Genomic DNA, 25,864 nt, shown 5'->3' on the forward strand with positions numbered 1-25,864 from the left:
CATTCCGACGAGCGTGATTCGCCTCCCGGCAGCAGAACATTCCTCGCCGATCGGAGGTGGACCGGACATGAAGGCCGTCGTCTACAAGGGACCGTTCGAAGTAGCGGTCGAAGAGGTCGCGAAGCCGAAGGTGCAGCACCCCAACGATGTGATCGTACGGGTCACCTCCACCGCGATATGCGGCTCCGACCTGCACATGTACGAGGGTCGCACCGCGGCGGAGCCGGGGATCGTCTTCGGCCACGAGAACATGGGCATCGTCGAGGACGCGGGCGAGGGGGTCACCGGGCTGAAGCGCGGGGACCGCGTCGTCATGCCGTTCAACGTCGCCTGCGGATTCTGCAAGAACTGCGTCGCGGACTACACGGGATTCTGCCTGACCGTGAATCCCGGATTCGCCGGGGGCGCCTACGGCTATGTGGCCATGGGGCCGTGGACCGGGGGCCAGGCCGAATACCTGCGGGTTCCGTACGCCGACTTCAACTGCCTGAAACTCCCCGAAGGAAAGGAGCACGAGAGCGACTTCATCCTGCTCGCCGACATCTTCCCCACCGGATACCACGGCTGCGAACTCGCGCAGGTCACGCCGGGCGACAGCGTCGCCGTGTACGGTGGCGGGCCGGTCGGCCTGATGGCGGCCTACTCCGCCCTGCTGCGCGGCGCCAAGAAGGTGTTCGTGGTGGACCGGGTGCTCGAACGGCTGCAGAAGGCCCAGGAGATCGGCGCCGTTCCGATCAACTTCGCCGAGGGCAACCCGGTGGAGCAGATCAAGGAGCAGACCGGCGGCGAGGGCACCGACAAGGGCGTCGACGCCGTCGGCTACCAGGCGCACACCCCCTCCGCGGACCGCGAGGAGCCGGCGACCGTGCTCAACTCGCTGGTCGGGACCGTCCGGCCCACCGGCATGCTCGGCATCCCGGGCCTCTACGTCCCGGCGGACCCCGGCGGGCCCGACGAGAACTCCAAGCGCGGCATGCTGCTCGTCTCCATCGGCAAGCTCTTCGAGAAGGGCCTGCGGCTGGGCACCGGACAGTGCAACGTGAAGCGCTACAACCGGCAGCTGCGCGACATGATCATCGAAGGCCGCGCCCGGCCCAGCTTCGTGGTCTCCCACGAACTCCCCCTGGGCCAGGCCCCGTCGGCGTACGACAAGTTCGACAAGCGCGTCGAGGGCTACACCAAGGTGGTGCTGCACCCGCAGTCCTGACCCCTGCCCGTCCCCACCCGGAGCCCCGGCGGCACGGCCGGGGCTCCGGCGCGTCCGGGCGGGACGCCCGCCGCTCCGGGCCGGGCGCGTCGCACCTCGACGGACCCGCGCCTCGTCGCACCCGCGCCCCGACGCACCCGCAGCCCGCCGCACCCGCGGTTCGGTGTACCCGGATCCGGAGATCGGTGGCCCGGCACCACCGGAGCTCACCGCGGCCCCCACTTCCCCGCCCCCACTTCCCCGCATGGAAATGAAAATACTACTATTTCATGGAGGCAGCGGAATCCCGGGGTTGTGCGCCGGGACCACTGGCGGGGCATCAGAAACGAGGCGCCCGCTCCCCTCCTGAACGCGCATCAGAATGCGCTTGATTTCGCTCCCATTCGCCCCGCCCGCACCTACCTGACGCGATTTTTCGCGGGTATACCTTAACTGATGCAGCGGCAGCTTCGACGGCCCTGCGAGCATTCCCCCTTCCCGATGCGCTGGGAGGCGAGTGCCATGCCCAAGCAGGTTCTTGTGCTCCTCCGGGGCGGTCCGAGCGATATTCCCGAGATCTGGGAACTACCGCCCGGTGGAACCGATGGGCAGGTGAAGATTCCCCGTGGCAGCGGTTACGAGCATTTCGAATTCGCCCAGGAATACGCCAGGATCGGCGATGAGTTGATGCCCGTGTACCGCTGGTGCTATCGCACCTTCATCGCGGAGTAGGGCTGTTCGCACCCGTCTTCCCTGCCGGACGGTCCCAGCCAGCCGCGCCGGAACAAACCGGCGACCGAGGCTCGTCCGGCCCGCCGCTCCTTCTCGCCCGGTGCCCACGGAGCACCCCGGCCGGTGACGCCGCAGTCCCCGGACCGGACCCTGATCCGCCGGCACCGGGACCAACCGTGGTTTTCAGTGTCACCCCCTCACCGACAGCACCCGCCGGCGCGGCGGGCGCTTCGGCGACCGACTTTCCGGAGGAATCACCATGTCGACCCTGCTCCGTCACGGATGTGCCTCATGAGCGGCGCCGCGGCCCCGGCCGGCGGCCGGAACGCCCGGGACGCCGTCGTCACCGGCCTCGGCTTCTGTCTGCCCGGCGGCAGCAGCCCCGTCTTCACCTCGGTCGACCTGTGGGACGTCGCCTCCCAGGGACGTTCCTGTCTGGCCCGGGACAGCGTCTACTACGGCTCCGTCGGCCTCACCCCCGCGATGTTCGACGAACGGCTCCCGGACGTGCCGGGCTTCTTCTCCCGGCACTTCACCAACGCGCACCGGTTCGGCCTGGTCTCCCTGGTCGAGGCCTGCGCCGACGCCCAGCTCGACTTCCGAGCGGGTGACCTGACCGAGGCGGCCATGCTCGCCGGGCGCGGCGGGGTGGACGCCAACATCGACAGCTACCTCTCGGTGCTGGAGGCCGACCCCGACACCACCCCGCCCGAGGACGCCATGGAGCTGTTCGTGGCCGCCGAGCAGGCGGTGACGCCCTCCGACGTGGCGCTGGTCCAGGGGGCGCTGACCCGGTCCACCGGGCCCTGCTTCACGGTCTCCTGCGGCTGCGCCTCGTCCGCCGTGCAGATCGGCAACGCCCGCCGCATGATCGCCGCCGGTGATGTCGACATCGCGGTGGTGACCGGGGTGGACGTCTTCAGCGTCACCCTGATCAAGAACATCCAGCGGCTGCTCAGCGGGGCACAGCGCACCTACGAGGCGATCCGGTCGGACGGCATGCCGGAGCTGCTGCCGTCCTTCGAACGGCTGATGCGGCCCTACGACCGGCGCGCGGACTGCGTCAACCACGGCGAGGGGTCGGCGACCGTGATCCTGGAGAGCCGGGAGCACGCCCACCGCCGCGGCGCCTACACCTACGGCCAGGTCCTCGCCCAGGCCACCACCCGGGACGGGCTCGCCAATCCGCTGGCGAGCGACGAGAGCGGCTCGCAGCTCGTGGCGGCCGTCCGCAAGTGCCTCGGCGACCGGTGGGACATCGGACAGGTGCCGTATGTGCACGGCGGCAGCGACGGCAACGTCGTGGTCACCACGTTCGAGGCGAACGCGATCAGCGAGCTCTACGGCCCGGGCGCCGCCGATCTGCTGATGACCTCCCAGGAGGGCTGCTTCGGCCACAACGGGGCGCCGGCCGGCTGCCTCGGCGTGGCGCTGACGCTGCTGATGATGGAGCGCGGCCAGGTCTGCCCCACGGCCAACTGCGAACAGCCGGCCGAGAACCTCACCTTCGACCCCGTCCCCGGCGTCCGGACCCGGCCGCTCGACTTCGACTACTCGCTGAGCTTCAACTACCAGGTCGGGGGCGTGAAGAGCGCGATCCTCCTGGGGAGCAACGACGCCGTATAGCGCGGCCGAAACGCCGACGGCGCAAGAGCACGACCGCCCCGCCCGGTGGCTCCGGGCCGCGTCCTCCTGCACCGCCCCCTCGCAGCCGCCCGACCATCGAGAAGGAGGACCCGTGGAACAGCGTGAGAACACATCGAGTCAGGAGGACCGGAGCATCGCGGTCGTCGGGATGGGGTGCCGGCTCCCCGGTGACGTCGACGCGCCCGACGCGCTCTGGCGGCTGCTGGTGGAGGGGCGGGACGTCGTCGGCGAACCCCCGCCGGAACGCTCCGAGTTGCGCGCTCCGGACACCCCGCCGCCCGGCCGGCCCGGCACCCCGGTGCCGCGCCGGGGCGGCTATCTGCGCGACGTCTCGGGCTTCGACGCGGACTTCTTCGGCGTGTCCGGCCGGGAGGCCGACGTGCTCGACCCGCAGCACCGGCTGCTCCTCGAAGTGGCCTGGGAGGCCCTGGAACACGCCGGGCTGCCGCCGGACCGGCTCGGCGGCACCCCGACCGGGGTGTACGTGGGCCTCAGCTACAACGACTACATGGAGCGCCTGGCCGGCGGGCCGCAGGAGCTGGAGGGGTCGATCCTCACCAACGGGCACTGCGTCGCCTCCGGCCGGATCTCCTATCTGCTGGGCCTCCAGGGGCCCTGCGTCGCCCTGGACACCGCGTGCTCCTCGTCGCTGGTCGCGCTGCACCTGGCGTGTCAGGCGCTGCGCACCGGCGAGTGCGACACCGCGCTGGCCGGCGGGGTCACGATGATGCTCCGCTCCCGGATCACCCAGTCGTTCGTCAGGATGGGAATGCTCTCCCCGACCGGGCGTTGCCGTACCTTCGACGCCGCCGCGGACGGGTTCGTCCGCGGCGAGGGCTGCGGAGTGGTGGTGCTCAGACGTCTCTCCGACGCCGTACGGGACGGTGACCGGATCCTCGCCGTGGTGCGCGGTTCGGCGGTGAACCAGGACGGCCGGTCCGACGGTCTCGCGGCCCCCTCGGCCGCCGCCCAGCAGGCGCTGTTCCGGGAGGCCCTGGCCGGCGCCGGGGTCGACCCGCGCGACGTGGGCATGATCGAGGCCCACGGCACGGGGACCCCCGTCGGGGACCCGATCGAGTTCACGAGCCTGGCCGCGGTCTACGGGCCGGGGGAGAACCGGTGCGCCCTGGGGTCGGTGAAGACCAACCTGGGGCATCTGGAACCCGCGGCCGGCATCACCGGGCTCATCAAGGCCGTGCTCTGTCTGCGGAACGGTCTGATCCCGCCCAACCTGCACTTCTCGCGGTGGAATCCGGCGATCGACCCGGCGGGCACCCGGTTCTTCGTCCCCGGTGAGCCGACTCCGTGGCCGGCTCCGGACACCGCTCCCCGGCTGGCGGCCGTCTCCTCGTTCGGCTTCTCGGGGACCAACGCCCATGTGGTGCTGGAGCAGGCGCCCGAGCGGGAGTTCCGGGCGGCGCTGCCCGTACCCCGGAGCGGCGAGGCCGCGGGGGCCGAGGACCCCGGGGCCGTCTCTGCCGTGCCCGGGAGCGACGGCGCCGGGAGCGACGGCGCCGGGAGCAGCGAGCCCGGGAGCAGCGAGCCCGGGAGCGACGGGCCGCCCGGAGGTACCCCGTCCGAGGGCGAGGCGGCGGCAGGCACCCCGTCCGGGGACGCCCCGTCCGAGGACACCGCGCCCGATGTCTTCCTGGTCGCCGCCGGATCCCGGGACGTGCTGCCGGCCGCGGCGGAACGGCTCGCGGACTGGCTGGAGGGCGACGGTTCCGCGGTGCCGCTGCGGGACGTCGCCCACACCCTGTCCCTGCGCCGTTCCGCCGGGCGGGGCCGCCTCGGCGTAACGGCGGCCACGCGCACCGAACTGACCGCCACACTCCGGGCGTTCGCATCGGGTCAGGCCCAACCAGGGGTGGTCTCCGGAGCCGTCGGCGCCGAGATATCCCGGCGGCCGGTGTGGGTGTTCTCCGGCCACGGCTCGCAGTGGGCCGGGATGGGCCGCGGGATGCTGGAGCACGAACCGGCGTTCGCCGCCGCGCTGGCCGAGGTGGACGCGCTGATCGCCGCCGAGGCCGGGTTCTCCGTGCTCGACCTGGTGCGCTCCGGTGCGGAGGTGACCGGGACCGGCCGGGTGCAGCCGGCGCTGTTCGCGCTCCAGTACGCCCTGGCCGCCACTTGGCGGGCCCACGGGGTCGAACCGGCCGCGGTGGTGGGGCACTCGATGGGTGAGGTGGCCGCCGCCGTGGTGGCGGGCGCCCTCTCCCCGGCCGACGGCGTCCGGGTGATCTGCCGCCGGTCCGCGCTGCTGACCCGGATCGCGGGGGCCGGTGCCATGGCCAACGTGCATCTGGACCGGGCCGCCGCGGAGGCGGAGCTCGAGGCCGAGGGGGCCGCGGCGGCCGTCTCGGTCGCCGTCGAGGCGGCCCCCGGACAGGTGGTCGTCGCGGGCGACCGCGCCGAGGTGGAGCGGCTGGTGGGGCTCTGGGACACCCGGGGCGTCCCGGCGCGCCTGATCGCCGTCGACATCGCCTCGCACTCGCCGCAGGTGGAGCCCCTGCTCGACGAACTGGCCGCCGGACTTGCCGAATTGACCCCGGAGCGGCCCGGCGTACCGTTCTACTCCACCGTCCTGGACGAGCCGCGGCGGGTCCCGGACTTCGACGCCGCGTACTGGTGCGCCAACCTGCGCCGCCCGGTGCGGTTCGCCGCCGCGGTGCGCGCCGCCGCCGCCGACCGGCACACCGTGTATGTCGAGGTGTCCCCGCACCCGGTGGTCACCCGGGCCGTGGCCGAGAGCCTGACGGGCCTGGCGGGCGACCCCGTCGTGCTGCCCACGCTGCGCCGCGGCGAGGACGAGCGGACCGTGCTGCGGACGCAACTGGCCGCCCTGCACTGCGCGGGAGTGCCCGTCGACTGGTCGGTGCTGTACGGGAACGCCCGGCTCGCCGACGTCCCACCCATCACCTTCGACCGGAAGCACCACTGGGTGGACACCGTTCCCGTGTCCGCGGGCGGCGCGGCGGTGAACGGCCCCACGCTGCCCGGGGTGCACGCCGAGGTGCCCGGCGAGACCGTCCGCCACACCTGGCAGGGCGACGCCGGCACCGCCGTCCAGCCGTGGCTCGCCGACCACCGGGTGCACGGGGAGCCGGTGCTGCCGGGCGCCGCGTACTACGCCCTGGCGCTGACGGCCGCCTGCGAGGTGTTCGACGCCGCGCCGCACGAGGTCGAGGTGGCCGACGTCCGGTTCCGGGAACTGCTGCGGCTGGCCGAGCACACCGAGGTCAGCACCACCGTGGTCGCCCGCGGCACCGACCACGCCGAGTGCGAGATCTTCGGCCGGGGCGAGGACGGCTGGGTCCGGCACGCCACCGCCACCCTGCGCCGGCTGAGCGACACGCCCCGGCCCCCGTCCGTGCCGGCGCCGACCCTCGCCTGGCGGCACCCCCTCGCCCTCGAACCGGAGGCCCTCTACACGAGTCTGCGCGCCCGCGGGCTCGAACACGGGCCCGGCTTCGCGATCCTGACGGACCTGCGCGGTTCCCGGCACGGCGACAGCTACTGGGCGCGGGTCCGGCTGCCGGACGCCGCGCTCGACGCCCACCACGGGCTGCGGATCCACCCGGTCCTGGTCGACGCCTGTGCCCAGCTCGCGGTGGCGGGCCTGATGGCGGAGGAGGGGCACGGCCTGGTGCTGCCGGTCGCGGTGCAGGCGGTCCGGCTCTTCGGCGACCCGGCGGACGCGGTCTACTGCCACGCGCGGATCTCCGAGTCGACCGCGGACAGCGTCGTCGGCCATGTGCGGCTGCTGGACGAGGCGGGGCGGCCGGTGATGGGCATCGTGGGCCTGAAGTTCGTCCGGCACGCCGGGCAGGACGCCGCCGGGGTCGACCGGTGGTTCCTGGAGACCGGCTGGCACCCCGCCCCGCGCCCGGCGGTGGCCGGGTCCGCCCCGGCGGCGGGCAGGTCCTCCCCGGCGGGAAGGTGGCTCGTCCTCGGCGAGGCGGACGGCTCCGCCGACGAGCTGGCCGACGGGCTGCGCGCGGCCGGGGCCACGGCCGACGTCCTGGACCTCCCGCCGGCGGACGACCCGCTGGAGGCCCTGCGGGACTCCCTCACCGAACGCTGGGACGGGCCGGCCGGCCGGCCGCGCGGCGTGGTGCTGCTGTGCGCCCCGCCCGGAGCGGACGACGACCCGACCGCCGACGCCCTGCGCCGCGCCCGCCGGCTGCTCGGCACCGCCCAGGCGATGGCCGCGGGCGGAGCCGAACCGCCGCGGCTGTACGCGGTCACCCGCGGCGCCCGGAGCGCCGCCCCCGGCGAGCCGGTGGACCTCGGACAGAGCGCGCTGCGCGGCGTGGTGCGCGTCCTCGCCTACGAACACCCCGAGCTGCGCGCCACCCTCGTCGACACCGGCCGGGACGGCGACGGCCTGCGGACGCTCGTCGCGGAACTGCTCGCCGCGGGGCCCGAGGACGAGGTGGCCCTGCGCGGGCCGTCCCGGCAGGTGGCCCGGCTGGACTACGCGCCGCTGACCGACACCGAACGCAGCGCCGCCGCCGCCCGTCCGGTGCGCTACGGCGCCGACGGGTTCCGGCTGCGGGCGGGCCGCCTCGGCGACCTGGACCGGCTGGAACTCGCGGCGACCGGCCGCCGGGAACCCGGCCCCGGCGAAGTGGAACTGCGGGTGCGGGCGGCGGGGCTGAACTTCCGCGACGTGCTGACCGCCATGGGCCTGCTGCCCTCCGACGGCGATGTGCGGTACCGGATCGGCTTCGAGTGCGCGGGCGTGGTCACCGCCGTCGGAGCCGGGGTCGACCACCTGCGGGCCGGGGACCCGGTGCTGGCGGTGGACTTGCGGGGCGGCGCCTTCGGCTCGTTCGTCACCGTGCCGGCCGCCGCCGTCGCCCCGGTCCCGGCCCGGCTCGGCCCGGTCGCCGCGGCTGGCCTGCCGGTCGCCTTCCTCACCGCCTGGTACGCACTGCGGCACGTGGGCCGGCTCGCCGCGGGCGAACGGGTCCTGATCCACTCCGCCACCGGCGGCACCGGGCTGGCCGCGATCGCGGTGGCCCGGCGGCTGGGCGCCGAGGTGCTGGCCACGGCCGGCAGCGAGGCGAAGCGCGGCCATCTGCGGGAGCTGGGCATCCGGCACGTGATGGACTCCCGGTCGCTGGACTTCGCCGAACGGACCCGGACCGCCACCGGGGGCGAAGGCGTCGACCTCGTCCTCAACTCGCTCTCCGGCGCGGCGATCGGAGCCGGGATGCGGACGCTCCGCCCGTTCGGCCGGTTCGTCGAGCTGGGGGTGCGGGACATCCTCGCCGACGCGCCGCTGGGGCTCGCCCCCTTCCGGGAGAACGTCACGCTGAGCGCGGTGGACCTCATCGGTCTGCAGCACAACCGTCCCGAGGTGTTCGCCGCGGTCCTGCGGGAGGTCCTCGACGAGTTCGCCGACGGCCGGCTGATGCCGCTGCCCTGCCGGACCTTCCCGCTCTCCCGGGCCACCGACGCCTTCCGGCTCATGGCCGGGGCGGGCCACATCGGCAAGGTGGTGCTGACCGTGCCCGACGAGGGCACGACCACGGCCGTGCTGCCCGGAGGAGCGCCCCCGGTCCGGCCGGGCGGCGCCTATGTCGTGACCGGCGGACTGCGGGGCGTGGGCCTCGCCGCGGCCCGCTGGCTCGCGGACCAAGGGGCCGCCCATGTCGTCCTCAACGGCCGCAGCCGCCCCTCCCCCGCCGCCGAGCGGACGATCGGGGAACTGCGCGCCACGGGCACCCGGGTCACCGTCGCCCTCGGCGACATCGCCGAGCCCGGCACCGCGGAACACCTGCTGAACGCCGCCTGTGTGGACGGCTCGACGCTCCGCGGGGTCATCCACTCGGCCATGGTCCTCGACGACGCCGTCATCACCAATGTCACCGACGATCAGCTGGCCCGCGTGTGGCGGCCCAAGGTGACCGGGGCGTGGCGACTGCACGAGGCCTGCGCCGGACAGTCCCCGGACTGGTTCGTGGTGTTCTCCTCGATGGCCTCGCTGCTGGGCAACCCGGGCCAGGGCGTCTACGCCGCGGCCAACTCCTGGCTGGACGGCTTCGCCGCCTGGCGCAGCGCCCGGGGCCTGCCCACCCTCGCCGTCAACTGGGGCCCCTGGGGCCAGACCGGGGTGGCGACCGACTTCGCCGACCGCGGCTACCGGACCATCCCCACCGAGGAGGGCTTCGAGGCCCTGGGCGCGCTGCTCGCCCACGGGCGCGTCCAGACCGGGGTCATTCCCGGGGATCCGGACAGCTGGATCCTCCCGTCCGGACGCCACTCGTCACTGTTCGGCTCGTTCGTCTCCGCCCCGGACGAGGACGGGGCCCCCGGGGCGGGACGGGCGTCCGACGTGCCGACGGATCTGCGCTCCATCACCTCCGGACTGGGCCGGCGGGCCGCCCTGGAGGCGTATCTCTCCGACCACATCCGGGCGGTGCTCCGGCTCGGGGGCACCACCCTCGACCCGCAGACCCCGCTGAAGTCGCTCGGTTTCGACTCGCTGCTCGCCATGGAGCTGCGGGCCCGGCTGGAGTCCGGCCTCGGGGTGCGGCTGGCCGCCAATTTCGTCTGGAAGCACCCGACGCTGGCGGCGCTCGCCACGGGCCTGGCCCAGCACATGGGTCTGGAACTGCGGAACGGCGAGGAACCCTTCGCCCCGGGAGCCGGCCCGGCCGACGGAACGGAGACGTAGCGCACCCCGCGGCGTGCCTGTCCTCCGGCTCGGTCCGGACAGGCCGGGACCGGCTCCCGATGAGGTGAGCGGCCCGGAGGACAGGCCTCGAACGCCGGGCCGTCCGGTTGGGTCGCCGGACGGCCCGGTCCGTGCTGTCCGGAGAGGCGGGCGGTGGGTTTGTGGGGGGCGGCAGCCTCAGGAGGGGCTGGCGTTGCCGCAGCGGGAGACCTTCTCCTCTTCGGTCATCGGGCGGGACTGCTTTCGGAAGGCGGTGTACGTCACGTCGGCCTCGACATCCGGGAACTCGCGCGCCGCAAGGCCCTTGACGGAATCCCCTTCGTAGGACCAGTTACCCCGCAGTGTCTGGGTCATCGGAACCTTGTCCAGCCAGTAGATGGTGTAGGGCTGGTCCTGATTGACCGTGTCGGTGATGCCCGTGGTCTGGGTGTGGACCTGGGTGTAGTCGATTTTCGGCAGAACTTCGACGCCCATGACGGCGGGAACCTTCAGGCCCATGCTGACAACGAGGCCGTTGCCCGTGGTCTCCTCCTCCTTGTAACTGAAGGATCCGGTGGCGGCGCAGGTGTCGTGGAATTCCGACACCCGCTCCGGCGTCCCCTCCGTCGCGTCGCTGACGAATGTGCCGCTGGTGATGGTGCACTTGTCACCGCAGTTCGAGAGGAACTCGGCGCGCTTCTGAGGGTCGTCCATCGGGTCGGGACCGGGTGCCGGGTTGTACGCGCCCTGCGCCGACCCTATGAGCCCCCCGCTGCTGCCGAGGCCTCCTCCGTCCGCCTGCGCCGGGGTGACGGTCAGGCACAGCGATGCCGCGAGGACCATGCCTCCCACCGTGGCCGACTTCGCCCGCCGGCCTCCGCCGACCGGGAGAACGTTGCGCACTCGTCCGTTCATTTCTGCTTCCCTTGCCTTCCACCTGACGTGCGGATTGCGTCCTGCTATTCCGTTCACGACTCCGGGTGAGGACCGTCCCGGGAAGGCGGCACCCATCGGGGGTGTGCGTCAACTCCGAACGGCCGGAACGGAAGTGCTACCGGGGGTACAGCACACGCGGATTGCCGCTGCGACCGGCACACAACGAGAGTGGGCCACACCCCTCATGTTCGGCTCACGATCCGTTCACAGGGCGCCGTCCGCTGGTCGAGCCGCTCTCGGCACCGCCCCCGCAAGGCCTCAACTCGACCGACCTGGCACACATTTCCAGCAGTTGACAATTCATCGAAAATATCAAGGGAACCGCCAACGGTGTGCGCCAGCGTGGAACCCCAATCCCCCGCCGCTTGTTGGATTTTCGTATTCACCACCTCACGCCACAGCAGGCATGAGATACGCCTTCCGGCCTTCCAACATATCCGATTCTCTTGATGGGAGAGGGAATTACCCGCCAATTCTCGCGGGCCTTTCGGACTCATCCGGACACCGCCCCCCCGCCGGACTTCACCCCCGAGGACCGCGAGAGAAAGAAGGAACTTCCATGTCGAATCAGGTCGGTTCACAGCACGACGCGGCAGCGGCACTCGCCGCCGCCCCGCCCATCGTCTTCGCGGTCCTCCTGCCGACCGGCCCGGCGTCGGGCGGCAACCTGGTGACCATCGTCGGATCCGGGTTCACCGGCGCCACCGCCGTCAAGTTCGGCGCCAACCCGGCGACCAGCTTCACCGTGGTCTCCGACAACGTGATCACCGCTGTCGCCCCGCCCGGGAGCGGCACCGTGCAGGTCACCGTCACCACGGCCAACGGGACCAGCAACGGCTTCCCGTACCTGTACATCGGCGTTCCGGGGCCGGTGATCGTCACGGCCGTCCCGCCCACCGGTCCGGCGACCGGCGGCAACCTGGTGACCATCGTCGGGTCCGGATTCACCGGCGCCACCGCGGTGAACTTCGGCACCACACCGGCGACCAGCTTCACCGTGATCTCCGACAACCTGATCGTCGCGACCGCGCCCCCCGGAACCGGCACCGTGCCGATCACCGTGGTCACCCCGGCCGGGACGAGCACCAGCTTCTCCTACTTGTACGTGTAGGCGGCCTGTTGGTGCAGGCGCCGGAGGTCGGCCTCCGTTCCGCTTTCGTGGTGCTCCCGGTGAAGGCCGGGGGCACCACGAAGTGTTGGCGGAGCAGGGCAGGCCCGCTCCCGTCGGGGAACTCGTCCCGGGAACAGGCCGACCGGTTCCCGGGGAGCGTGCATCCTCTGGGCATGCTCCATCCCTTCGCCCCCGTCATATATCGGCATCCGATGTATGGTGGGGACCATGGCATCACGACCACTGACCGAAGCGGGGTTCTTCGTCCTGCTGGCCCTGCTGGACGGCCCGCGTCACGGATACGGCATCAAGCAGGAAGCGGCCGAACTCTCCGACGGCCGCGTCGAGATGCGCGTCGGCACGCTCTACGGCGTCCTGGACCGGCTCACCGGCGAGGAGCTCGTGGAGCACGACCACGACGAGGTCCACCAGGGGCGGCTGCGCCGCTACTACCGCCTGACCGAGAGCGGCACCGAAGCGCTCGAGGCCGAGAAGGCGCGGATGGCCGCCAACGTGCGCGCCGCGGAGGAGCGCCTGACCGGGCACCGGCCCCCGAAGGCGCCGTCGCCGCGCCCCTCGGGCCGCACCCGTCCCGCCGGAGCAGGAGGAGCCGCATGACCGGGACCACGACGACACTGGTCGAGGAGCGCTTCCGGGTACTGCTGCGCGTCCTGCCCGCCTACTACCGGCAGGAGCGGGAGGAGGAGATGGTCGACACCTTCCTCTCCGAGCGCGAACCGCTCGACGAGGAGACGTCCCTCGGCCGGCCCGGCGCCCGCGAGGTGGCCGGTGTGCTCGCGCTGGCGGTCCGCAGCCGGCTGGCCGGCCCCGCCGCGCCACCGCGCTACGCCGCGTACGGCCGGGTCGCGCGGCTGGTGGCGTTTCTGGGGGTGGTGGCGCTGAGTTCGGCGACGCTGCTGTATCTCCTCACCGATGTGGCCACGCTGCTGGCGGGCGCCCCCGAGGAGCGGCGGGGCGTGCTCGACTCCCTGACCGGCCGGGGCTCCGGGGGGCCGTGGTCGCTCGCCGCGTCCTGGCTACCGCTCGGCTGGGTGGGTGCCTGTGCGGCTCTGCTCGCCGGACGGTGGCGGCTCGCAGGGGTGTGCTCGATGGCGGCGTTCGCCCCCGGACTGCTGCGGGCGGCCGGGGATCTGTCCCTGGAGGGTGCGCCGTTCCCGTCCACGGCACTGGCCGGGCTGGAGCTTCTCGTGGTGTGCGCCCTGGTGAGCGCCTTCCACGCGGGGGCGCCGCGCCCCGAACTGCCCCGGCGTACCGCTGATCCGCTGCTCCCGGCCTGCTTCGTCGTCATGCTGGGCGGCATCGTGACCCAGGTGTTCCTGCCCGTCTACGACGAGGGATACGGGTGGGTCTTCCTGGCCGCGGGGGTGCTGTGCCTGGCGCTCCGGGCCGTGGACCGCCGACGCGCGGCGTCCGGTACGGCCGCGGACGGGCAGGCCGACGGGGCCGGGGCCCGTGCCGCCGGGCAGACCGGTGACGCACCGGCGTCGTGGAGCGCCCTGCTCCCGTCGGCGCTGGCCGTGCTGGGGATTCCGGTGCTGCTGGAGCACAGCGTCATCCTGTTCTTCCTGCACGGCAGCGGTCTCCCGTCAGCGGTCCTGACGGTGAACGGCGCTCAGACCGCGGCGCTGGCGGCCCTGGAGCTGACGCTGCTCGCCGTCGGTGGACGGGCCCTGCTCCGGTACCCGCGCACCCGACCGGCTCCGCACCCCGATTCCGTCACCGGCACAGCGAACTGACGCAGCGCCAGGTGCAGCTGCCCCTCCCGGAGGCCGCGAAGCGTCGCGGTCCCGGGCAGTGCACCGTCTCGGCCCGTCCCCCGGTGAGCCCTATGCCTTCTTCCGTGCGACGCCCGCCCAGTAGTACGCGGCGTTCGGGTTCTCCGGAGGCTCGCCCTCCGGGCGCCAGCCCATCACCGGAACCATGCCGGGGTCGATCAGTTCCCAGTCCCCGAAGAACCGCTCGACCTGGCTCCGGTCCCGCGGTACCAGTGTCATCCGGCTCTGTTCGGCGGACCGGACGACGTCCGCCATCGCCTCCGGATTGAAGTCCTGGCTGGGGTGGGTGATGGCGACGTGGCTGCCGGCCGGCAGCGCGTCGAGAAGAGTGGTCACGGCGGCCCAGGGGTCCTCCCGGTCGCTGACCAGCATGAGCATCGCCACCAGCAGTAGCCCGACCGGCTGTTCGAGGTCGAGCGTGCCGGTGAGCGCCGGGGCCCGGAGGATCTCCTCGGGCCGGCGCACATCGGCCTGGAGGTAGACGGTGCGGCCGCGGCCGTCGCCGTCGGTCAGGGAGTCGGCGTGGAACTCGGCGTGCGCCTGCACGATCGGGTCGTTGTCCACACAGACGACCCGGCTGTCCGGTGCGACGATCCCGGTGACCGAGTGGGTGTCACCCGCGGCGGGGACGCCGGTGCCGATGTCCAGGAACTGCCGTATCCCGGCTTCCCCGGCCATGTAGCGCACGGCGCGGCCGAGGAATCTGCGGTTCTCCATGGCCATCGTCCGGATGCTGGGGATGGCTTGTTCGATGGCCTGGCCCAGGGCCCGGTCGGCGGCGAAGTTGCTGCTGCCGCCGAGCCAGTAGTCGTACATCCGGGCGGAGTGCGGGAGACGGGTGTCGATCTGCGACGGCGCGGGCTGATCATTCGTCATGACCTCAATGTGCACGATCCCGCCGGTGACTGCCACCGGCTCGGCACAGCCGGTGGCAGGTGAGCGCGCGCCCGTCCGTTACCGCGCGGGCCCGCCGCCTCGTAGCCGTCCTCCAGCAGCAGCGCGGCGACCGCGTCCAGGGCGCGCCCCGTCGCGGCGTACCTGTTCCGTCTGGCCGGGGCACCGGGCCCCGGGGCATGAGGCCGGGCTACGCCGCCCGCGCGCCGCCCGTCAGTTCGGCGCGGAACGATGCGACGCTGTCCCGGGCCTGTTCCAGGCCGATGCGCTCGAAGGTGCGGCGGAGCTCGTCGAGGTCGGCCAGGGTCTCCCGGTCCGGACGGCCCAGCCGGGACCGCGACTTGACGAGGCCGAGCCGGGACAGCGCCTCGCCCCGCGGCTCCTCGATCTGCTCGAACTGCCGCAGCGCGTCGGCGTAGACCCGGCCCGCCTCCTCGTACCGCCCGTCCCGGAAGAGCACATTGCCCCGCATCTTCCGGTTGTAGGCCAGGGCGCTGGAGAGGTCCATGGTGCGGCAGATCTGCTCCGCCTCGGACAACAGCTCCAGCGCCCGCTCCGGCCGGCCCTGGAGGGAGAGCACATCGGCTATGCCCCGCAGGGCCCAGGCGCGGCCGCGGAAGTCGTCGGAGTTGCCCGCGACTTCGGCTCCTTCCTCGAACATGGCGAGCGCCGTGTCGTAGGAGCCGGTGTTGCGGTGCATCTGGGCGATGCCGGAGAGCGCCCACACCATGTGCCGGGCCTCGCCGTGCTCCCGGGCCTCCGCGAGCAGGCGTTCGTGCAGTTCGCGGACGGCCTCGTAGTCGCCCTGGATCCGGCCGGTCTCGGCGAGGCCGGCGACGGAGTAGCCGAGCGCCAGCCGGTCCCCGCCCTGCTCCGCCAGTTCGACGGCGGCGGCCAGCCAGCGGCGGGCGAGGGGCAGTCGGCCGCACTGCCGGGCGAGGGTGCCGCCGCTCCACAGGGCCCAGGCCATCGCCCCCCGGTCCCCGGCCCGCCGGGCGGCCCGGTAGCTCTCCCGCCAGGCACGTTCGGCGTCCTCGACCCGGCCGAGCCGCCGGTTCGCCTCGGCCACGGCCAGTCCGGCCCGCGCGAACTCCAGGACCGACTGCCGCTGTTCCTCACTCGCCTTGGCCAGAACCTCCTCGTAGGAGGAGTTCACGGAGAGGGAGGAGCCGAGGGCTCCCTGGTATTCGGGGGCGAACGCCTTGCCGTACATGATCCCTGTCTTCCTGATCGATGTGCCTTCCACACAAAACTATGAGATCGGGGATCTTCATCGAATCAGCCCCCACGCTGGTTGTGACGTCAACCCCTGGTCTGACAACCGCCGCCCGAAGGTCATCTCCGAGATGTACGCACGACGGCCGCTCCCCTCGGGGGAGCGGCCGTCCTCGCAGGTCACGGCGTTACGGACGGAGGGGTCCGGTGCAGGAGTAGTCCGCCGTCGCAGCGGTCCGGTCGGCCCAGACCGTGGCCTTGTCGTACTGGCAGACCATGTCGGCCAGATTGTTCATCGCCGGTGCGGCCCGTTCCAGGATGAAGTAGTCGACGGTCGCCGCCATCGCCTTGCTGACGGCGCCGGGCGAACTGCCGTCGTCGAGCCGGGCGGTGATCCGGCCGGTGCAGGTGAAGCGGGGGATGTCGGCCCTGGCGCTCTGCTCGCACGCCGGGGTCTGCCGGGTCGCCTCGCGCAGGCTGTTCTCCACGGCCTTCGGCTGGGTGGCGTACAGCTTCCGCAGCGGGGTGTACTCGGTGCGGGGCACGAACAGGTCGTCGTACTCGGCGATCCGCTCGTCCAGATAGCGGTCGTAGGCCTTCTGGATCTCGGCGTCACCGCTGAGCCGGTTGCGGAACGCGTCGAAGCCGGCCACGTCGTCGGAGCGCAGATGGCCGTACATCTCGGTGAGCAGCTCCGGCCAGTGGCGGCCGAGCATCGCGAAGAACGAGCCGGCGTAGCTGTAGAAGCGGAAGCCGTCCCGGGCGTACTCGGCGTGCAGCAGCTGACGGACGGTCATCCGGGGGCCGCCGTTCTGGGTGTCGCGCATGACGGAGCCGATCAGGTCCTTGCGCTGCTTCACCCCGTCGCCGCGGGTGGCCCCGGCCAGGTACTCGGCCATGCCCTCGTCGAACGCGGTGGTGCGGTCGCCCTCGTACCACGGTCCCTCGCCGAAGAAGCCCGGCACGGCGAAGCGGCCGTTGAGGTAGTGGGTGTACTCGTGCCGGAAGAGCTCCTCGAGGGTGAGCCGGGAGTCCTGGGGGACGCGCCGCTGGTAGGTGTAGAAGGTGGCCCCGTTCTCGATGTAGACGCCGCCGTTGTCGGTGCCCATGTCGTAGAGGTACGGGTGGAACCTCTCGTAGTCGGCGCGCGAGGCGTAGAGCCGGATGCTGAGCTTGCTGTTGGGGTCCGCGGCGAGCGGTTCGTGCGCGCCGAGGATCCGGAAGAACTGGGCCTTGACCTGCACGGAGGCGTAGTAGAGCTGTTCCACCGTGGGGTTGTCGAGGGCGGTGCGGGTCTCGATGCCGCCGTCCTCGTAGCGGTAGGCGCGCGGGAAGACCTCGGCCTCGACGTCGGAACGGCAGGCCCGGTGCGGGGCGCACAGCCGGTGGTGCTCCAGCCAGGAGGCGAGGGCGAGCCAGGGCGCGGAGAGCCGCTGGAAGCGCTCGGTGACGACGGGGAACAACTGCTGGAGGTCGCGGAGCAGTTCCTGCTGTACGGGGGCGAGGGTGCTCAGCCGTCCGTACTCACTGAGCCCGTCGCGGATCAGCCAGCTGTGCTCGGCGGCCAGATGGGTGTAACCGCTGAACGCGCGGAGCGCCGCCCGGTAGTCGGAGTCGGCGGCGACGGCGGCCTCGAAGCCGTCGTCGGAGGTGGTCAGTCCGCGGAAGTTGAGGACCAGGGCGTCGAGGGCGGCGGTGCGGCGGACCTGGCTGCGCCACTGGTCGGTGCTGCCGTCGACGGCCCGCAGCAGCTTCTTGAGCAGCCCGAGGAAGTGCTGCCGCACCCCCTCGGTGTCCAGCACGATCATGAATTCGTGCAGGGTGCCGCCGGCGAGGGCGGTGTCGTCGAAGGCGTGGGAGTTGGCCGTGAACGCGTCGGCGGCGCCACGGACAGCGGCGGCGAAGGCCGCTCCCCCGAGGTCGATGTCGTCCCGGTACCAGTCGTGGTAGACGGCGGCGTGCAGGAACCACCACAGCTCGTACAGGTGGCCGGAGTTGCTGCCGTCGTTCTGCGGGGAGACGGCGGCGATGCGGGACAGGACGGCCTGGGCGTGCTGCGGGGTGAGCACCCGGGCCAGGTCGGCGTCGTAGGTCCACACCAGATTCCGCAGGCAGTTCTCCACGGTGACGTCGGGCGCGGTGAGGAAGTCCGCCAGTCCGGACGGGCTCAGGCGTCCCACGTCGGCGCGGGTGCAGGGCACGGCCGCCCCGGTCCCGGTCCCGGGCCGGCCCGGGACGACGGTCCGTACGGCGCCCTGCGGCGCCTCGGTGAGCCGGGTGCCCTCCGGGGTGAGCGGGGCGGGGACGGTGGCGGGTGAGACGGCCGGCGCCTTGGCGAGCCGGACGGCGTGGTCACGGTCGTGCGGGGCGGACGCCGGGCGGTCCGCGCCGGGCGCGGGTGCGGCGGCCGGGCGCGATGCGGCGGGGGCCGCCTGGGCGACGGGCGAGAGGCAGAGGCCGGCCAGCAGGGCGAGCACCGGCCCGGCGGTCAGAGCTCGACGGTGGGGACGTCTGAGCGTGGGCATGGGTGGGGTCCTCTCAACGGAGGGTTGCGGCCGGGGCCGCGCAGTCGAGAGTAGGGTGTGACATTTTACTGACGGGGAGAAGAGAAGAACCGGCCAAGAAATGACAGAGCGTCAAGGTCGGTGGAGTGTCACCCCGCACGCCGCTCACCGCCGGACGTCGGCTGCGGCACACCCTGCCGTGTCCGCCGACACGGTCGGGATATCAACTCCCCCTCATATGACGCCCGTTCACCTGTGGAGCGCGCCACCCGCCGGGAGTCGCGCCGGGGCCACCACCCGCTTCACCGCCGCGCTCCACCCCCGGAGCCGCTGCCTCCGTCCACGTCGGCGCCATCCTCCGCACCGCCCCCCGCATCCCCCTCAACGCCACCGCCGGCCGACCGGCCCTCGGCCCACAGCGTGCGGACGTGCCCCAGATGGTCGCCCATGCACGCCTCGGCACCCTCGGCGTCCCCCGCGAGCAGCAGATCCAGCAGCCGCTCGTGCTCCTCCGCCGAGGCGACGAGAACGCCGCGTTCCGCGAGGCCGGTCAGCCCGTAGAGGCGGGAGCGCTTGCGCAGGTCGCCGACGACTTCCACCAGCCGTTCGTTTCCGGCCAGGGCCAGTAGCGACAGATGGAAGCGCCGGTCGTGCTCCAGATAGCCGATCAGATCGCCCGCGCGCGCCGCCTCGACGATCCGCGCGGCGACCGGGCGCAGCGCCTCCAGCTCGGCCCGCGGGGCGGTGCGGGCGATCCGGCCCATCAGCGGGACCTCGACGAGGCGCCGGATCTCGGTGTACTCGTCGAGGTCGCGTTCGGAGACCGCGGTGATCCGGAAGCCCTTGTTGCGGACGGGCTCGACCATGCCCTCCTTGGCAAGGTCCAGCATGGCCTCTCTGACCGGGGTCGGAGAGACCCCGAACTGTCCGGCGAGCGCGGGAGCGGAGTAGACCAGTCCGGGGCGCAGTTCACCGGCTATGAGTGCGGCCCGCAGGGCGTGGGCCACATGGTCCCGGATGTTGCGCCGCTCGGGCACGAGGGGCAGCTTCAGCGGGGAGCCGTGGTCGGCGGTCATGGGCGCTTCTCCTCGAGCGGCGACGGCGTGACGGTGACGGGACCGGCCGGGCAGAGCGACCTGCGCCCAAGATATCGGCGGGCCGGCCCGGCGCGCTCGGCAGCCCGGAAGCCGGGGACCCCCGACAGCTGCCGCCATCGCGATTATTGACGACTCATCATCACCGAGGGGCTCGACACGCATCCCCTCCCCGGGCCCTCACCCACCGCAGCACACGGAGCCCTCACCTGGATAAACGACTGATAAATCCATCTCTGACGCTTTCATAGCGCTTGATATCGATTTGCCCCCGCTCTAAGGTCCCTGTGACGGAGAACTGCGCAGGGTGACGCCCGTGGTGCCACCGGCCCCGGAATGAGGTGCAGGACGCATGGACGGACGGGTCGGCCCGGCCGCGGGGCACCGGCCCGGGCGCGGTGCGCGAGCCCGGCGCCCCCGGACGCTGCGCGCCCTCGCCGTGGCGCCGCTGCTGGCGGCGTCACTGCTCACCGCCTGCGGAGGCGAGCAGACCGCCGGCCGCCCCACCCTCAACTGGTACAACTTCCCCGACGACTCGGGCGCCCTGCAGAAGGCGGCCGACAGCTGCAGCAAGGCGTCGGACGGCCGCTACACCATCAGCTACCACAAGCTGCCCCGCACGGCGGACGGCCAGCGGCAGCAGCTGGTGCGCAGGCTCGCCGCCCAGGACAGCTCGCTCGACATCCTCGGGCTCGACGTGACGTGGTCCCCCGAGTTCGCCGAGGCCGGCTGGATCCGGCCGTGGACCGGGGCGGCCCGGCGGCAGGCCGTCGCGGACACCCTGCGGGTCCCGCTGCAGACGGCGACCTGGCAGGGCCGGCTGTACGCCGCCCCGTACAACACCAACACCCAGCTGTTGTGGTACCGCGACGACCTCGTCCCGAAGCCGCCCAGGACCTGGGCGGAGATGCTGGACATCGCCCGGCGGCTGGCCGCCGAGGGCAAGCCGCACTACGTGGAGATCCAGGGAGCCCAGTACGAGGGGCTCACCGTCTGGTTCAACTCCCTGGTCACGAGCGCCGGGGGCAGCATCCTCACGCCGAACGCGTCCGCGCCCTCCCTCGGCCCGCCCGCCGTGCGGGCCGCGCAGATCATGCACGACCTGGCGACGTCCCCGGCGGCCGACCCGTCGCTGTCCAACCAGATGGAGGACGAGAACCGGCTGGCCATGGAGTCCGGCACGGCGGCCTTCGAGATCAACTACCCGTTCGTCTATCCGTCGATGAAGACCAACAACCCGCGGCTGTTCCGGCACTTCCGCTGGGCGCCCTACCCGCGGGTCGACACCGATCGGCCGTCCCACGCGACGATCGGCGGCATCGACCTGGCGATCGGGAAGTACTCGCGCCACCCCGACGAGGCCTTCGAGGCCGCCCTCTGCCTGCGCAACCGGGAGAACCAGCTGGCCGCGGCCCTGCAGGGCGGCCTGCCGCCGACCCTGCGGAGCCTGTACTCCGACCCGGCCCTGCGGAAGAGCTATCCGTTCTCGGGGGTGGTGCTCGACGCGCTGGAGACGGCGAGCATCCGGCCGCAGACCCCGGCCTACCAGAACGTGTCGATCGCGATCTCCCACGCGCTCTCTCCCCCGTCCGGCATCGCGCCGGTGAGCTCCGTCTCCGAGGCCTCGGAGCAGATCCGGCAGGCGCTGCGGTCCGAGGGGCTGGTCCCGTGAGCCGTCCGCACGTCCGTCCCGGGGCGGAGTCCGTTGTCGAGTCGGTCGCCGAGCCGGGTGCCGAGCGCCTTTCCGTAGCCGTGGCAGTACCCGTGGCAGTACCCGTGGCAGCACCCGTGGCCGTTCCCGATCCCGTGCCCGATGCCACGCCCGATCCCTTGCCCGATCCCGTGCCCGCAGGGAGTACGCGATGAGCCGTCAGGAGGTACCGGTCGGCGGCGCGCCCCCGGCAGCGGACCGGGCGCTGTCGACCGGGGCCCGGCAGGAGCGTCGGCTCGGCTGGCTGCTGTGCGCTCCGGCCGTCGTGGTGATGCTCGCCGTGACGGCCTACCCCATCGGGTACGCCGTGTATCTCTCCCTCCAGCGCTACGACCTGCGTTTCCCCGCGCGGGCGGAGTTCATCGGCCTCCGCAACTACGGCGCCGTGCTCAGCTCGCCGTTCTGGTGGACGGCATTCTGGGTGACCGTGCTGATCACCGCGGTGTCGGTGGCGATCGAACTCGTCCTGGGCATGTGCCTCGCCCTGGTGATGCACCGCACCCTCTTCGGCCGCGGCACGGTCCGGACGGCGATCCTGGTCCCGTACGGGATCGTGACGGTGGTCGGGGCGTTCTCCTGGCAGTACGCCTGGACGCCGGACCTCGGGTACCTCGCGGGGCTGCTGCCCCCGGGGAGCGCGCCGCTGACCGAGCAGTGGCCGGCCATCGGGCTGATCATCCTGGCCGAGGTGTGGAAGACCACGCCGTTCATGGCGCTGCTGCTGCTCGCCGGGCTGGCCCTGGTGCCGGAGGAGACACTGCGCGCCTCCATGGTGGACGGCGCCCACGCCGGACAGCGGTTCTTCCTGGTCATCCTGCCGCTGATGAAGCCCGCGATCCTGGTGGCGCTGCTGTTCCGCACCCTCGACGCGTTCCGGGTGTTCGACAACATCTACGTGCTCACCGCGGGCGCCCATGACACGGGGTCGGTGTCGATCCTGGGCTACGACAACCTGTTCACCGCGCTGAACCTGGGCATCGGATCGGCGATCTCGGTGCTGATCTTCATCTGCGTCGCGGTCATCGCCTTCGTCTTCATCAGGCTCTTCGGCACAGCCGCACCCGGTTCGGAGGTGAAACGCTGATGGCGGAGGCAGGCAAGCGGCACGCCCTCGGCTGGACCGTCGTCAATCTGGTGGTGGTGCTCTACGCACTGTTCCCGGTGTGGTGGATCGCCGCCCTCTCGTTCAAGGACCCCAGCACGCTCACGGACGGCGACTTCGTCCCGTCCCGGTGGACGCTGGAGAACTACCGCGGCATCTTCGAGACCTCCGAGTTCACCCGGGCGCTGATCAACTCGATCGGCATCGCGCTCATCGCGACACTGATCGCCGTCGTGCTCGGCACCATGGCCGCCTACGCGGTGGCGCGGCTGCGCTTCCCGGGCAAGCGGCTGCTCATCGGCATGTCGCTACTGATCGCCATGTTCCCGCCGATCTCGCTGGTGTCGCCGCTGTTCAACATCGAGCGGGTCCTGGGCCTGTTCGACACCTGGCCGGGGCTGATCATCCCGTACATGACGTTCTCGCTGCCGCTGGCGATCTACACGCTGTCGGCGTTCTTCCGGGAGATCCCCTGGGATCTGGAGAAGGCCGCCAAGGTGGACGGCGCCACGGCCGCCCAGGCGTTCCGGCTGGTGATCGTGCCGCTGGCGGCACCGGGCGTCTTCACCACGGCCATCCTCGTCTTCATCTTCTGCTGGAACGACTTCCTGTTCGCGATCTCGCTCACCTCTACCACGGCGGCCCGGACCGTGCCCGCCGCCATCGCGTTCTTCACCGGGAGCTCGCAGTTCCAGCAGCCGACCGGCTCGATCGCCGCGGCCGCCGTGGTGATCACCATCCCCATCATCATTTTCGTACTGTTGTTCCAGCGGCGGATTGTCGCCGGACTGACCTCCGGGGCGGTCAAGGGCTGACCGGCCACCCGGGGATCCCCCGGCCCCTGGGCCGACGGCGGCCCGTCGACCAGAGGACAAGGAAGAGCGACCATGGCCGAGATCATTCTCGAGGGCATCACCAAGCGGTACCCGGACGGAGCGGTCGCCGTGAAGGACATCGACCTCGCGATCGCCGACGGCGAGTTCGTGATCCTGGTCGGCCCCTCCGGCTGCGGGAAGTCCACCACGCTGAACATGATCGCGGGCCTGGAGGACATCACCGAGGGCACGCTCCGCATCGGGGACCAGGTCGTCAACGAGCGCGCGCCCAAGGACCGCGACATCGCGATGGTGTTCCAGAGCTATGCCCTGTATCCGCACATGAGCGTCCGGGACAACATGGGCTTCGCGCTGCGGCTGGCCAAGACCGACAAGGCGACCATCCGCACCAAGGTGGAGGAGGCCGCCCGGATCCTCGATCTGACGGAGCACCTGGACCGCAAGCCCGCGAACCTGTCCGGAGGACAGCGGCAGCGGGTGGCGATGGGCCGGGCGATCGTCCGGGACCCCAAGGCCTTCCTCATGGACGAACCGCTGTCCAACCTGGACGCCAAGCTCCGGGTGCAGATGCGGACCCAGATCTCCCGGCTGCAGCAGCGGCTGGGCACCACCACGGTCTACGTCACCCACGACCAGACGGAGGCCATGACCCTCGGCGACCGGGTCGTGGTGCTGCGGGGCGGGCTCGTGCAGCAGGTCGGCACGCCCCAGCACCTCTACGACGAGCCCCGCAACCTGTTCGTGGCGGGGTTCATCGGCTCCCCCGCGATGAACTTCCTGCACGCCACGCTGGAGAACGGCGCCCTGCGCACCTCACTGGGCGCCATGCCGCTCGACGACCGCACCCGGCAGGCCCTGGAACGGCAGAACGCACCGCGCGACCTCATCATCGGCTTCCGCCCGGAGGACTTCGAGGACGCGGCGCTGGCGGACCCGGGGCGCACCCGCTCCGGGTTCACCTTCACCGTCACCGTGGACGTGCTGGAGTCGGTGGGTTCGGACGTCTACGTCTACTTCACCGAGGAGACGGGAGCGCCCGTCAGCGCCGAACTGGAGGAGCTCGCGGCCGACTCCGGCCTGCGGGAGACCGGCTCGCACGGCGACCAGATCGTCACCCGGCTCGACGCGGCCACCCGGGCCCGGGAGGGCCACCCCCTGGAGCTGACGCTCGACGTGGCCCGGGGCCACATCTTCGACCCGGGCACCGGCACCAACCTCACCCACCCCGAGCACGTCGACCGCGACCGACCGGCCCGATGAAGGCCTCGATCGCCCGGACGAACGCGTCGGGCCGGTCCTCGGGGATGAGGGTGCGGCTGTCCTCGACCTCCTCCAGGCGCGCGTCCGGCAGCAGTTCCACGAACCGGCGCCCGTGGGCGGGCGGCATCACCCGGTCCTCCGCCGCCCAGAGGACGAGCGTGGGCCGGTCGAAGGTGCGCAGCCCCTCGGCCGCGTCCAGCATGTCGCCCGGTCGGGCCGAACGGAGATACGCCGTCAGGTCCCGCCGGACCGCACGGGAGGTGATCAGCGGGCGGAACCACTGTTCGGTGATCTCGTCGGGGACGGGCCGCTTCGTCATCCGCCCCAGCGCGGTCGGGCCGCGGCGCAGCGCGGGCACCCGCAGCGCCTGCGCCACCGGGAAGAGACCTCCCGGGAGCTTCCCGGCCAGGGAGACGGCCTTGCCGGGCAGCCCCGGCGGGAAGTTCTCGAAGGCCTCGCAGGAGGAGATGACCAGCCGCGCGATCCGGTCCCGGCTGCGGGCCGCGGCGAACAGGAACAGACCGGAGTCATTGCCGACCAGCGTCACATCGCGCAGGTCGAGCCGCTCCAGTAACTCCGACTGGAGCCGTCCGATGCCCCGGGGCGACAGATCGGCCCCCGGGCGCATCGGCGTGCGGTGACCGCCGAGGGGCAGCACGGGCACGACGACGCGGTGCCGGCGGCTCAGCTCCGGGACGACCTTCCGGTAGAGCGAACCGTCCATGCCGAGCCCGTGGATCAGGACCACGACCGGGCCGCCCCCTCCCGTGTCCTCGTACTCCACGGTTCCGGCGCTGAGTTCGATGCTGGGCATGACTCTCCTTCCGGGCGCACGGGCGGATGAGGTCATGACCTGTCGTCCCCTGTTCGGCAGGTCATGGGGCATCCGATGCCGACGGCGGGGCGCGCCCCGCTCCCCCGCGGTCCGCACGTCGCGGCGCAGGACGGGTCTCCCCTTGCTCGTCGGGCACCCGAGGAATCCATACGCTGACGTACGGTTTGACCATACGCTACCGTATGGTCTGCCACAAGAGCGGACGCCGGCCACCGGCGGCGGCCCCTGGGACCGCCTGTTCGCACGGCGTCCCCGGCCCCCGCCCGGCGCGCTCCGCCGAAAACTCCCCGCCGTCCGTTGAACACCCTCCGCGGCGCTTGCGTACCTAGACCCGAGCGCCG

General features: G+C 72.2%; 17 protein-coding genes. 11 read left to right on the forward strand and 6 right to left on the reverse strand.

What is annotated here, in order from left to right; translation table 11 throughout:
* The first annotated feature begins 67 nt into the window (after positions 1 to 67).
* The 4 genes from AC3EQ1_RS03630 to AC3EQ1_RS03645 all read left to right on the forward strand — a co-directional run bounded on the left by AC3EQ1_RS03630 (position 68) and on the right by AC3EQ1_RS03645 (position 10,250).
* Positions 68 to 1,207, forward strand: coding sequence for a glutathione-independent formaldehyde dehydrogenase (locus tag AC3EQ1_RS03630; protein ID WP_432092754.1), 1,140 nt, complete (start codon positions 68 to 70; stop codon positions 1,205 to 1,207).
* 501 nt (positions 1,208 to 1,708) lie between these two features.
* Complete coding sequence (locus AC3EQ1_RS03635) at positions 1,709 to 1,918, forward strand: DUF5988 family protein (protein ID WP_351508631.1); 210 nt, start codon at positions 1,709 to 1,711, stop codon at positions 1,916 to 1,918.
* Between the two features lie 291 nt (positions 1,919 to 2,209).
* A complete protein-coding gene (locus AC3EQ1_RS03640; protein WP_432092755.1) occupies positions 2,210 to 3,544 on the forward strand; it encodes a beta-ketoacyl synthase N-terminal-like domain-containing protein in 1,335 nt (444 codons plus the stop codon).
* A gap of 112 nt (positions 3,545 to 3,656) precedes the next feature.
* Positions 3,657 to 10,250, forward strand: a complete 6,594-nt coding sequence (locus AC3EQ1_RS03645) for an SDR family NAD(P)-dependent oxidoreductase (RefSeq protein ID WP_432092756.1) — start codon at positions 3,657 to 3,659, stop codon at positions 10,248 to 10,250.
* Between the two features lie 177 nt (positions 10,251 to 10,427).
* Here AC3EQ1_RS03645 and AC3EQ1_RS03650 read toward each other — a convergent pair whose 3' ends face one another.
* A complete protein-coding gene (locus AC3EQ1_RS03650) occupies positions 10,428 to 11,144 on the reverse strand; it encodes a hypothetical protein (RefSeq protein WP_432092757.1) in 717 nt (238 codons plus the stop codon).
* A gap of 580 nt (positions 11,145 to 11,724) precedes the next feature.
* On the opposite strand from AC3EQ1_RS03650, the gene AC3EQ1_RS03655 reads away from it, so the two are divergent.
* The 3 genes from AC3EQ1_RS03655 (at position 11,725) to AC3EQ1_RS03665 (ending at position 14,033) form a co-directional block, all read left to right on the forward strand.
* Complete coding sequence (locus tag AC3EQ1_RS03655; protein WP_432092758.1) at positions 11,725 to 12,276, forward strand: IPT/TIG domain-containing protein; 552 nt, start codon at positions 11,725 to 11,727, stop codon at positions 12,274 to 12,276.
* 228 nt (positions 12,277 to 12,504) lie between these two features.
* Entirely contained in the window at positions 12,505 to 12,894 is a 390-nt protein-coding gene (locus tag AC3EQ1_RS03660; protein ID WP_432092759.1) for a PadR family transcriptional regulator, read from the forward strand.
* Positions 12,891 to 14,033, forward strand: coding sequence for a hypothetical protein (locus AC3EQ1_RS03665; protein WP_432092760.1), 1,143 nt, complete (start codon positions 12,891 to 12,893; stop codon positions 14,031 to 14,033). Before AC3EQ1_RS03660 ends, AC3EQ1_RS03665 begins: the two co-directional genes overlap by 4 nt.
* Positions 14,034 to 14,123: 90 nt before the next feature.
* Here the strand turns inward: AC3EQ1_RS03665 and AC3EQ1_RS03670 are convergent, their stop codons facing one another.
* From AC3EQ1_RS03670 to AC3EQ1_RS03685, 4 genes are all read right to left on the reverse strand, one after another.
* Positions 14,124 to 14,948, reverse strand: a complete 825-nt coding sequence (locus AC3EQ1_RS03670) for an SAM-dependent methyltransferase (RefSeq protein WP_432092761.1) — start codon at positions 14,946 to 14,948, stop codon at positions 14,124 to 14,126.
* A 208-nt stretch (positions 14,949 to 15,156) separates the two neighbouring features.
* On the reverse strand, positions 15,157 to 16,179 hold the full coding sequence (locus AC3EQ1_RS03675) for a tetratricopeptide repeat protein (protein WP_432092762.1): 1,023 nt from the start codon (positions 16,177 to 16,179) through the stop codon (positions 15,157 to 15,159).
* Between the two features lie 190 nt (positions 16,180 to 16,369).
* Complete coding sequence (locus AC3EQ1_RS03680; RefSeq protein WP_432092763.1) at positions 16,370 to 18,706, reverse strand: collagenase; 2,337 nt, start codon at positions 18,704 to 18,706, stop codon at positions 16,370 to 16,372.
* 281 nt (positions 18,707 to 18,987) lie between these two features.
* Positions 18,988 to 19,761 carry a GntR family transcriptional regulator gene (locus AC3EQ1_RS03685; protein WP_432092764.1) on the reverse strand — a complete coding sequence of 258 codons (774 nt, stop codon included), beginning with the start codon at positions 19,759 to 19,761 and terminating at the stop codon, positions 18,988 to 18,990.
* A 370-nt stretch (positions 19,762 to 20,131) separates the two neighbouring features.
* Here AC3EQ1_RS03685 and AC3EQ1_RS03690 point away from each other — a divergent pair, with 370 nt between their 5' ends.
* The 4 genes from AC3EQ1_RS03690 (at position 20,132) to AC3EQ1_RS03705 (ending at position 24,688) form a co-directional block, all read left to right on the forward strand.
* The gene (locus AC3EQ1_RS03690; protein ID WP_432092765.1) at positions 20,132 to 21,451 is read left to right on the forward strand and encodes an ABC transporter substrate-binding protein; all 1,320 of its coding nucleotides are present in this window, start codon (positions 20,132 to 20,134) and stop codon (positions 21,449 to 21,451) included.
* Between the two features lie 190 nt (positions 21,452 to 21,641).
* Positions 21,642 to 22,574, forward strand: coding sequence for a carbohydrate ABC transporter permease (locus AC3EQ1_RS03695; protein WP_432092766.1), 933 nt, complete (start codon positions 21,642 to 21,644; stop codon positions 22,572 to 22,574).
* Complete coding sequence (locus tag AC3EQ1_RS03700) at positions 22,574 to 23,407, forward strand: carbohydrate ABC transporter permease (protein WP_432092767.1); 834 nt, start codon at positions 22,574 to 22,576, stop codon at positions 23,405 to 23,407. The genes AC3EQ1_RS03695 and AC3EQ1_RS03700 overlap by 1 nt, the downstream gene beginning before the upstream one ends.
* Positions 23,408 to 23,479: 72 nt before the next feature.
* Positions 23,480 to 24,688, forward strand: a complete 1,209-nt coding sequence (locus tag AC3EQ1_RS03705) for an ABC transporter ATP-binding protein (protein ID WP_432092768.1) — start codon at positions 23,480 to 23,482, stop codon at positions 24,686 to 24,688.
* On the opposite strand, the gene AC3EQ1_RS03710 is transcribed toward AC3EQ1_RS03705, so the two are convergent.
* Positions 24,645 to 25,502 carry an alpha/beta fold hydrolase gene (locus AC3EQ1_RS03710; RefSeq protein WP_432092769.1) on the reverse strand — a complete coding sequence of 286 codons (858 nt, stop codon included), beginning with the start codon at positions 25,500 to 25,502 and terminating at the stop codon, positions 24,645 to 24,647. The genes AC3EQ1_RS03705 and AC3EQ1_RS03710 overlap by 44 nt on opposite strands.
* Positions 25,503 to 25,864: the final 362 nt, after the last annotated feature.

Source organism: Streptomyces sp. bgisy100 (assembly GCF_057709105.1).

Bases quoted from the DNA above. Each gene is read 5' to 3' on its own strand.
- AC3EQ1_RS03630 (WP_432092754.1), top strand. From the start codon at position 68: ATGAAGGCCGTCGTCTACAAGGGACCGTTCGAAGTAGCGGTCGAAGAG.
- AC3EQ1_RS03635 (WP_351508631.1), top strand. From the start codon at position 1,709: ATGCCCAAGCAGGTTCTTGTGCTCCTCCGGGGCGGTCCGAGCGATATT.
- AC3EQ1_RS03640 (WP_432092755.1), top strand. From the start codon at position 2,210: ATGAGCGGCGCCGCGGCCCCGGCCGGCGGCCGGAACGCCCGGGACGCC.
- AC3EQ1_RS03650 (WP_432092757.1), bottom strand. From the start codon at position 11,144: ATGAACGGACGAGTGCGCAACGTTCTCCCGGTCGGCGGAGGCCGGCGG.
- AC3EQ1_RS03655 (WP_432092758.1), top strand. From the start codon at position 11,725: ATGTCGAATCAGGTCGGTTCACAGCACGACGCGGCAGCGGCACTCGCC.
- AC3EQ1_RS03660 (WP_432092759.1), top strand. From the start codon at position 12,505: ATGGCATCACGACCACTGACCGAAGCGGGGTTCTTCGTCCTGCTGGCC.
- AC3EQ1_RS03665 (WP_432092760.1), top strand. From the start codon at position 12,891: ATGACCGGGACCACGACGACACTGGTCGAGGAGCGCTTCCGGGTACTG.
- AC3EQ1_RS03670 (WP_432092761.1), bottom strand. From the start codon at position 14,948: ATGACGAATGATCAGCCCGCGCCGTCGCAGATCGACACCCGTCTCCCG.
- AC3EQ1_RS03675 (WP_432092762.1), bottom strand. From the start codon at position 16,179: ATGTACGGCAAGGCGTTCGCCCCCGAATACCAGGGAGCCCTCGGCTCC.
- AC3EQ1_RS03680 (WP_432092763.1), bottom strand. From the start codon at position 18,706: ATGCCCACGCTCAGACGTCCCCACCGTCGAGCTCTGACCGCCGGGCCG.
- AC3EQ1_RS03685 (WP_432092764.1), bottom strand. From the start codon at position 19,761: ATGACCGCCGACCACGGCTCCCCGCTGAAGCTGCCCCTCGTGCCCGAG.
- AC3EQ1_RS03690 (WP_432092765.1), top strand. From the start codon at position 20,132: ATGGACGGACGGGTCGGCCCGGCCGCGGGGCACCGGCCCGGGCGCGGT.
- AC3EQ1_RS03695 (WP_432092766.1), top strand. From the start codon at position 21,642: ATGAGCCGTCAGGAGGTACCGGTCGGCGGCGCGCCCCCGGCAGCGGAC.
- AC3EQ1_RS03700 (WP_432092767.1), top strand. From the start codon at position 22,574: ATGGCGGAGGCAGGCAAGCGGCACGCCCTCGGCTGGACCGTCGTCAAT.
- AC3EQ1_RS03705 (WP_432092768.1), top strand. From the start codon at position 23,480: ATGGCCGAGATCATTCTCGAGGGCATCACCAAGCGGTACCCGGACGGA.
- AC3EQ1_RS03710 (WP_432092769.1), bottom strand. From the start codon at position 25,502: ATGCCCAGCATCGAACTCAGCGCCGGAACCGTGGAGTACGAGGACACG.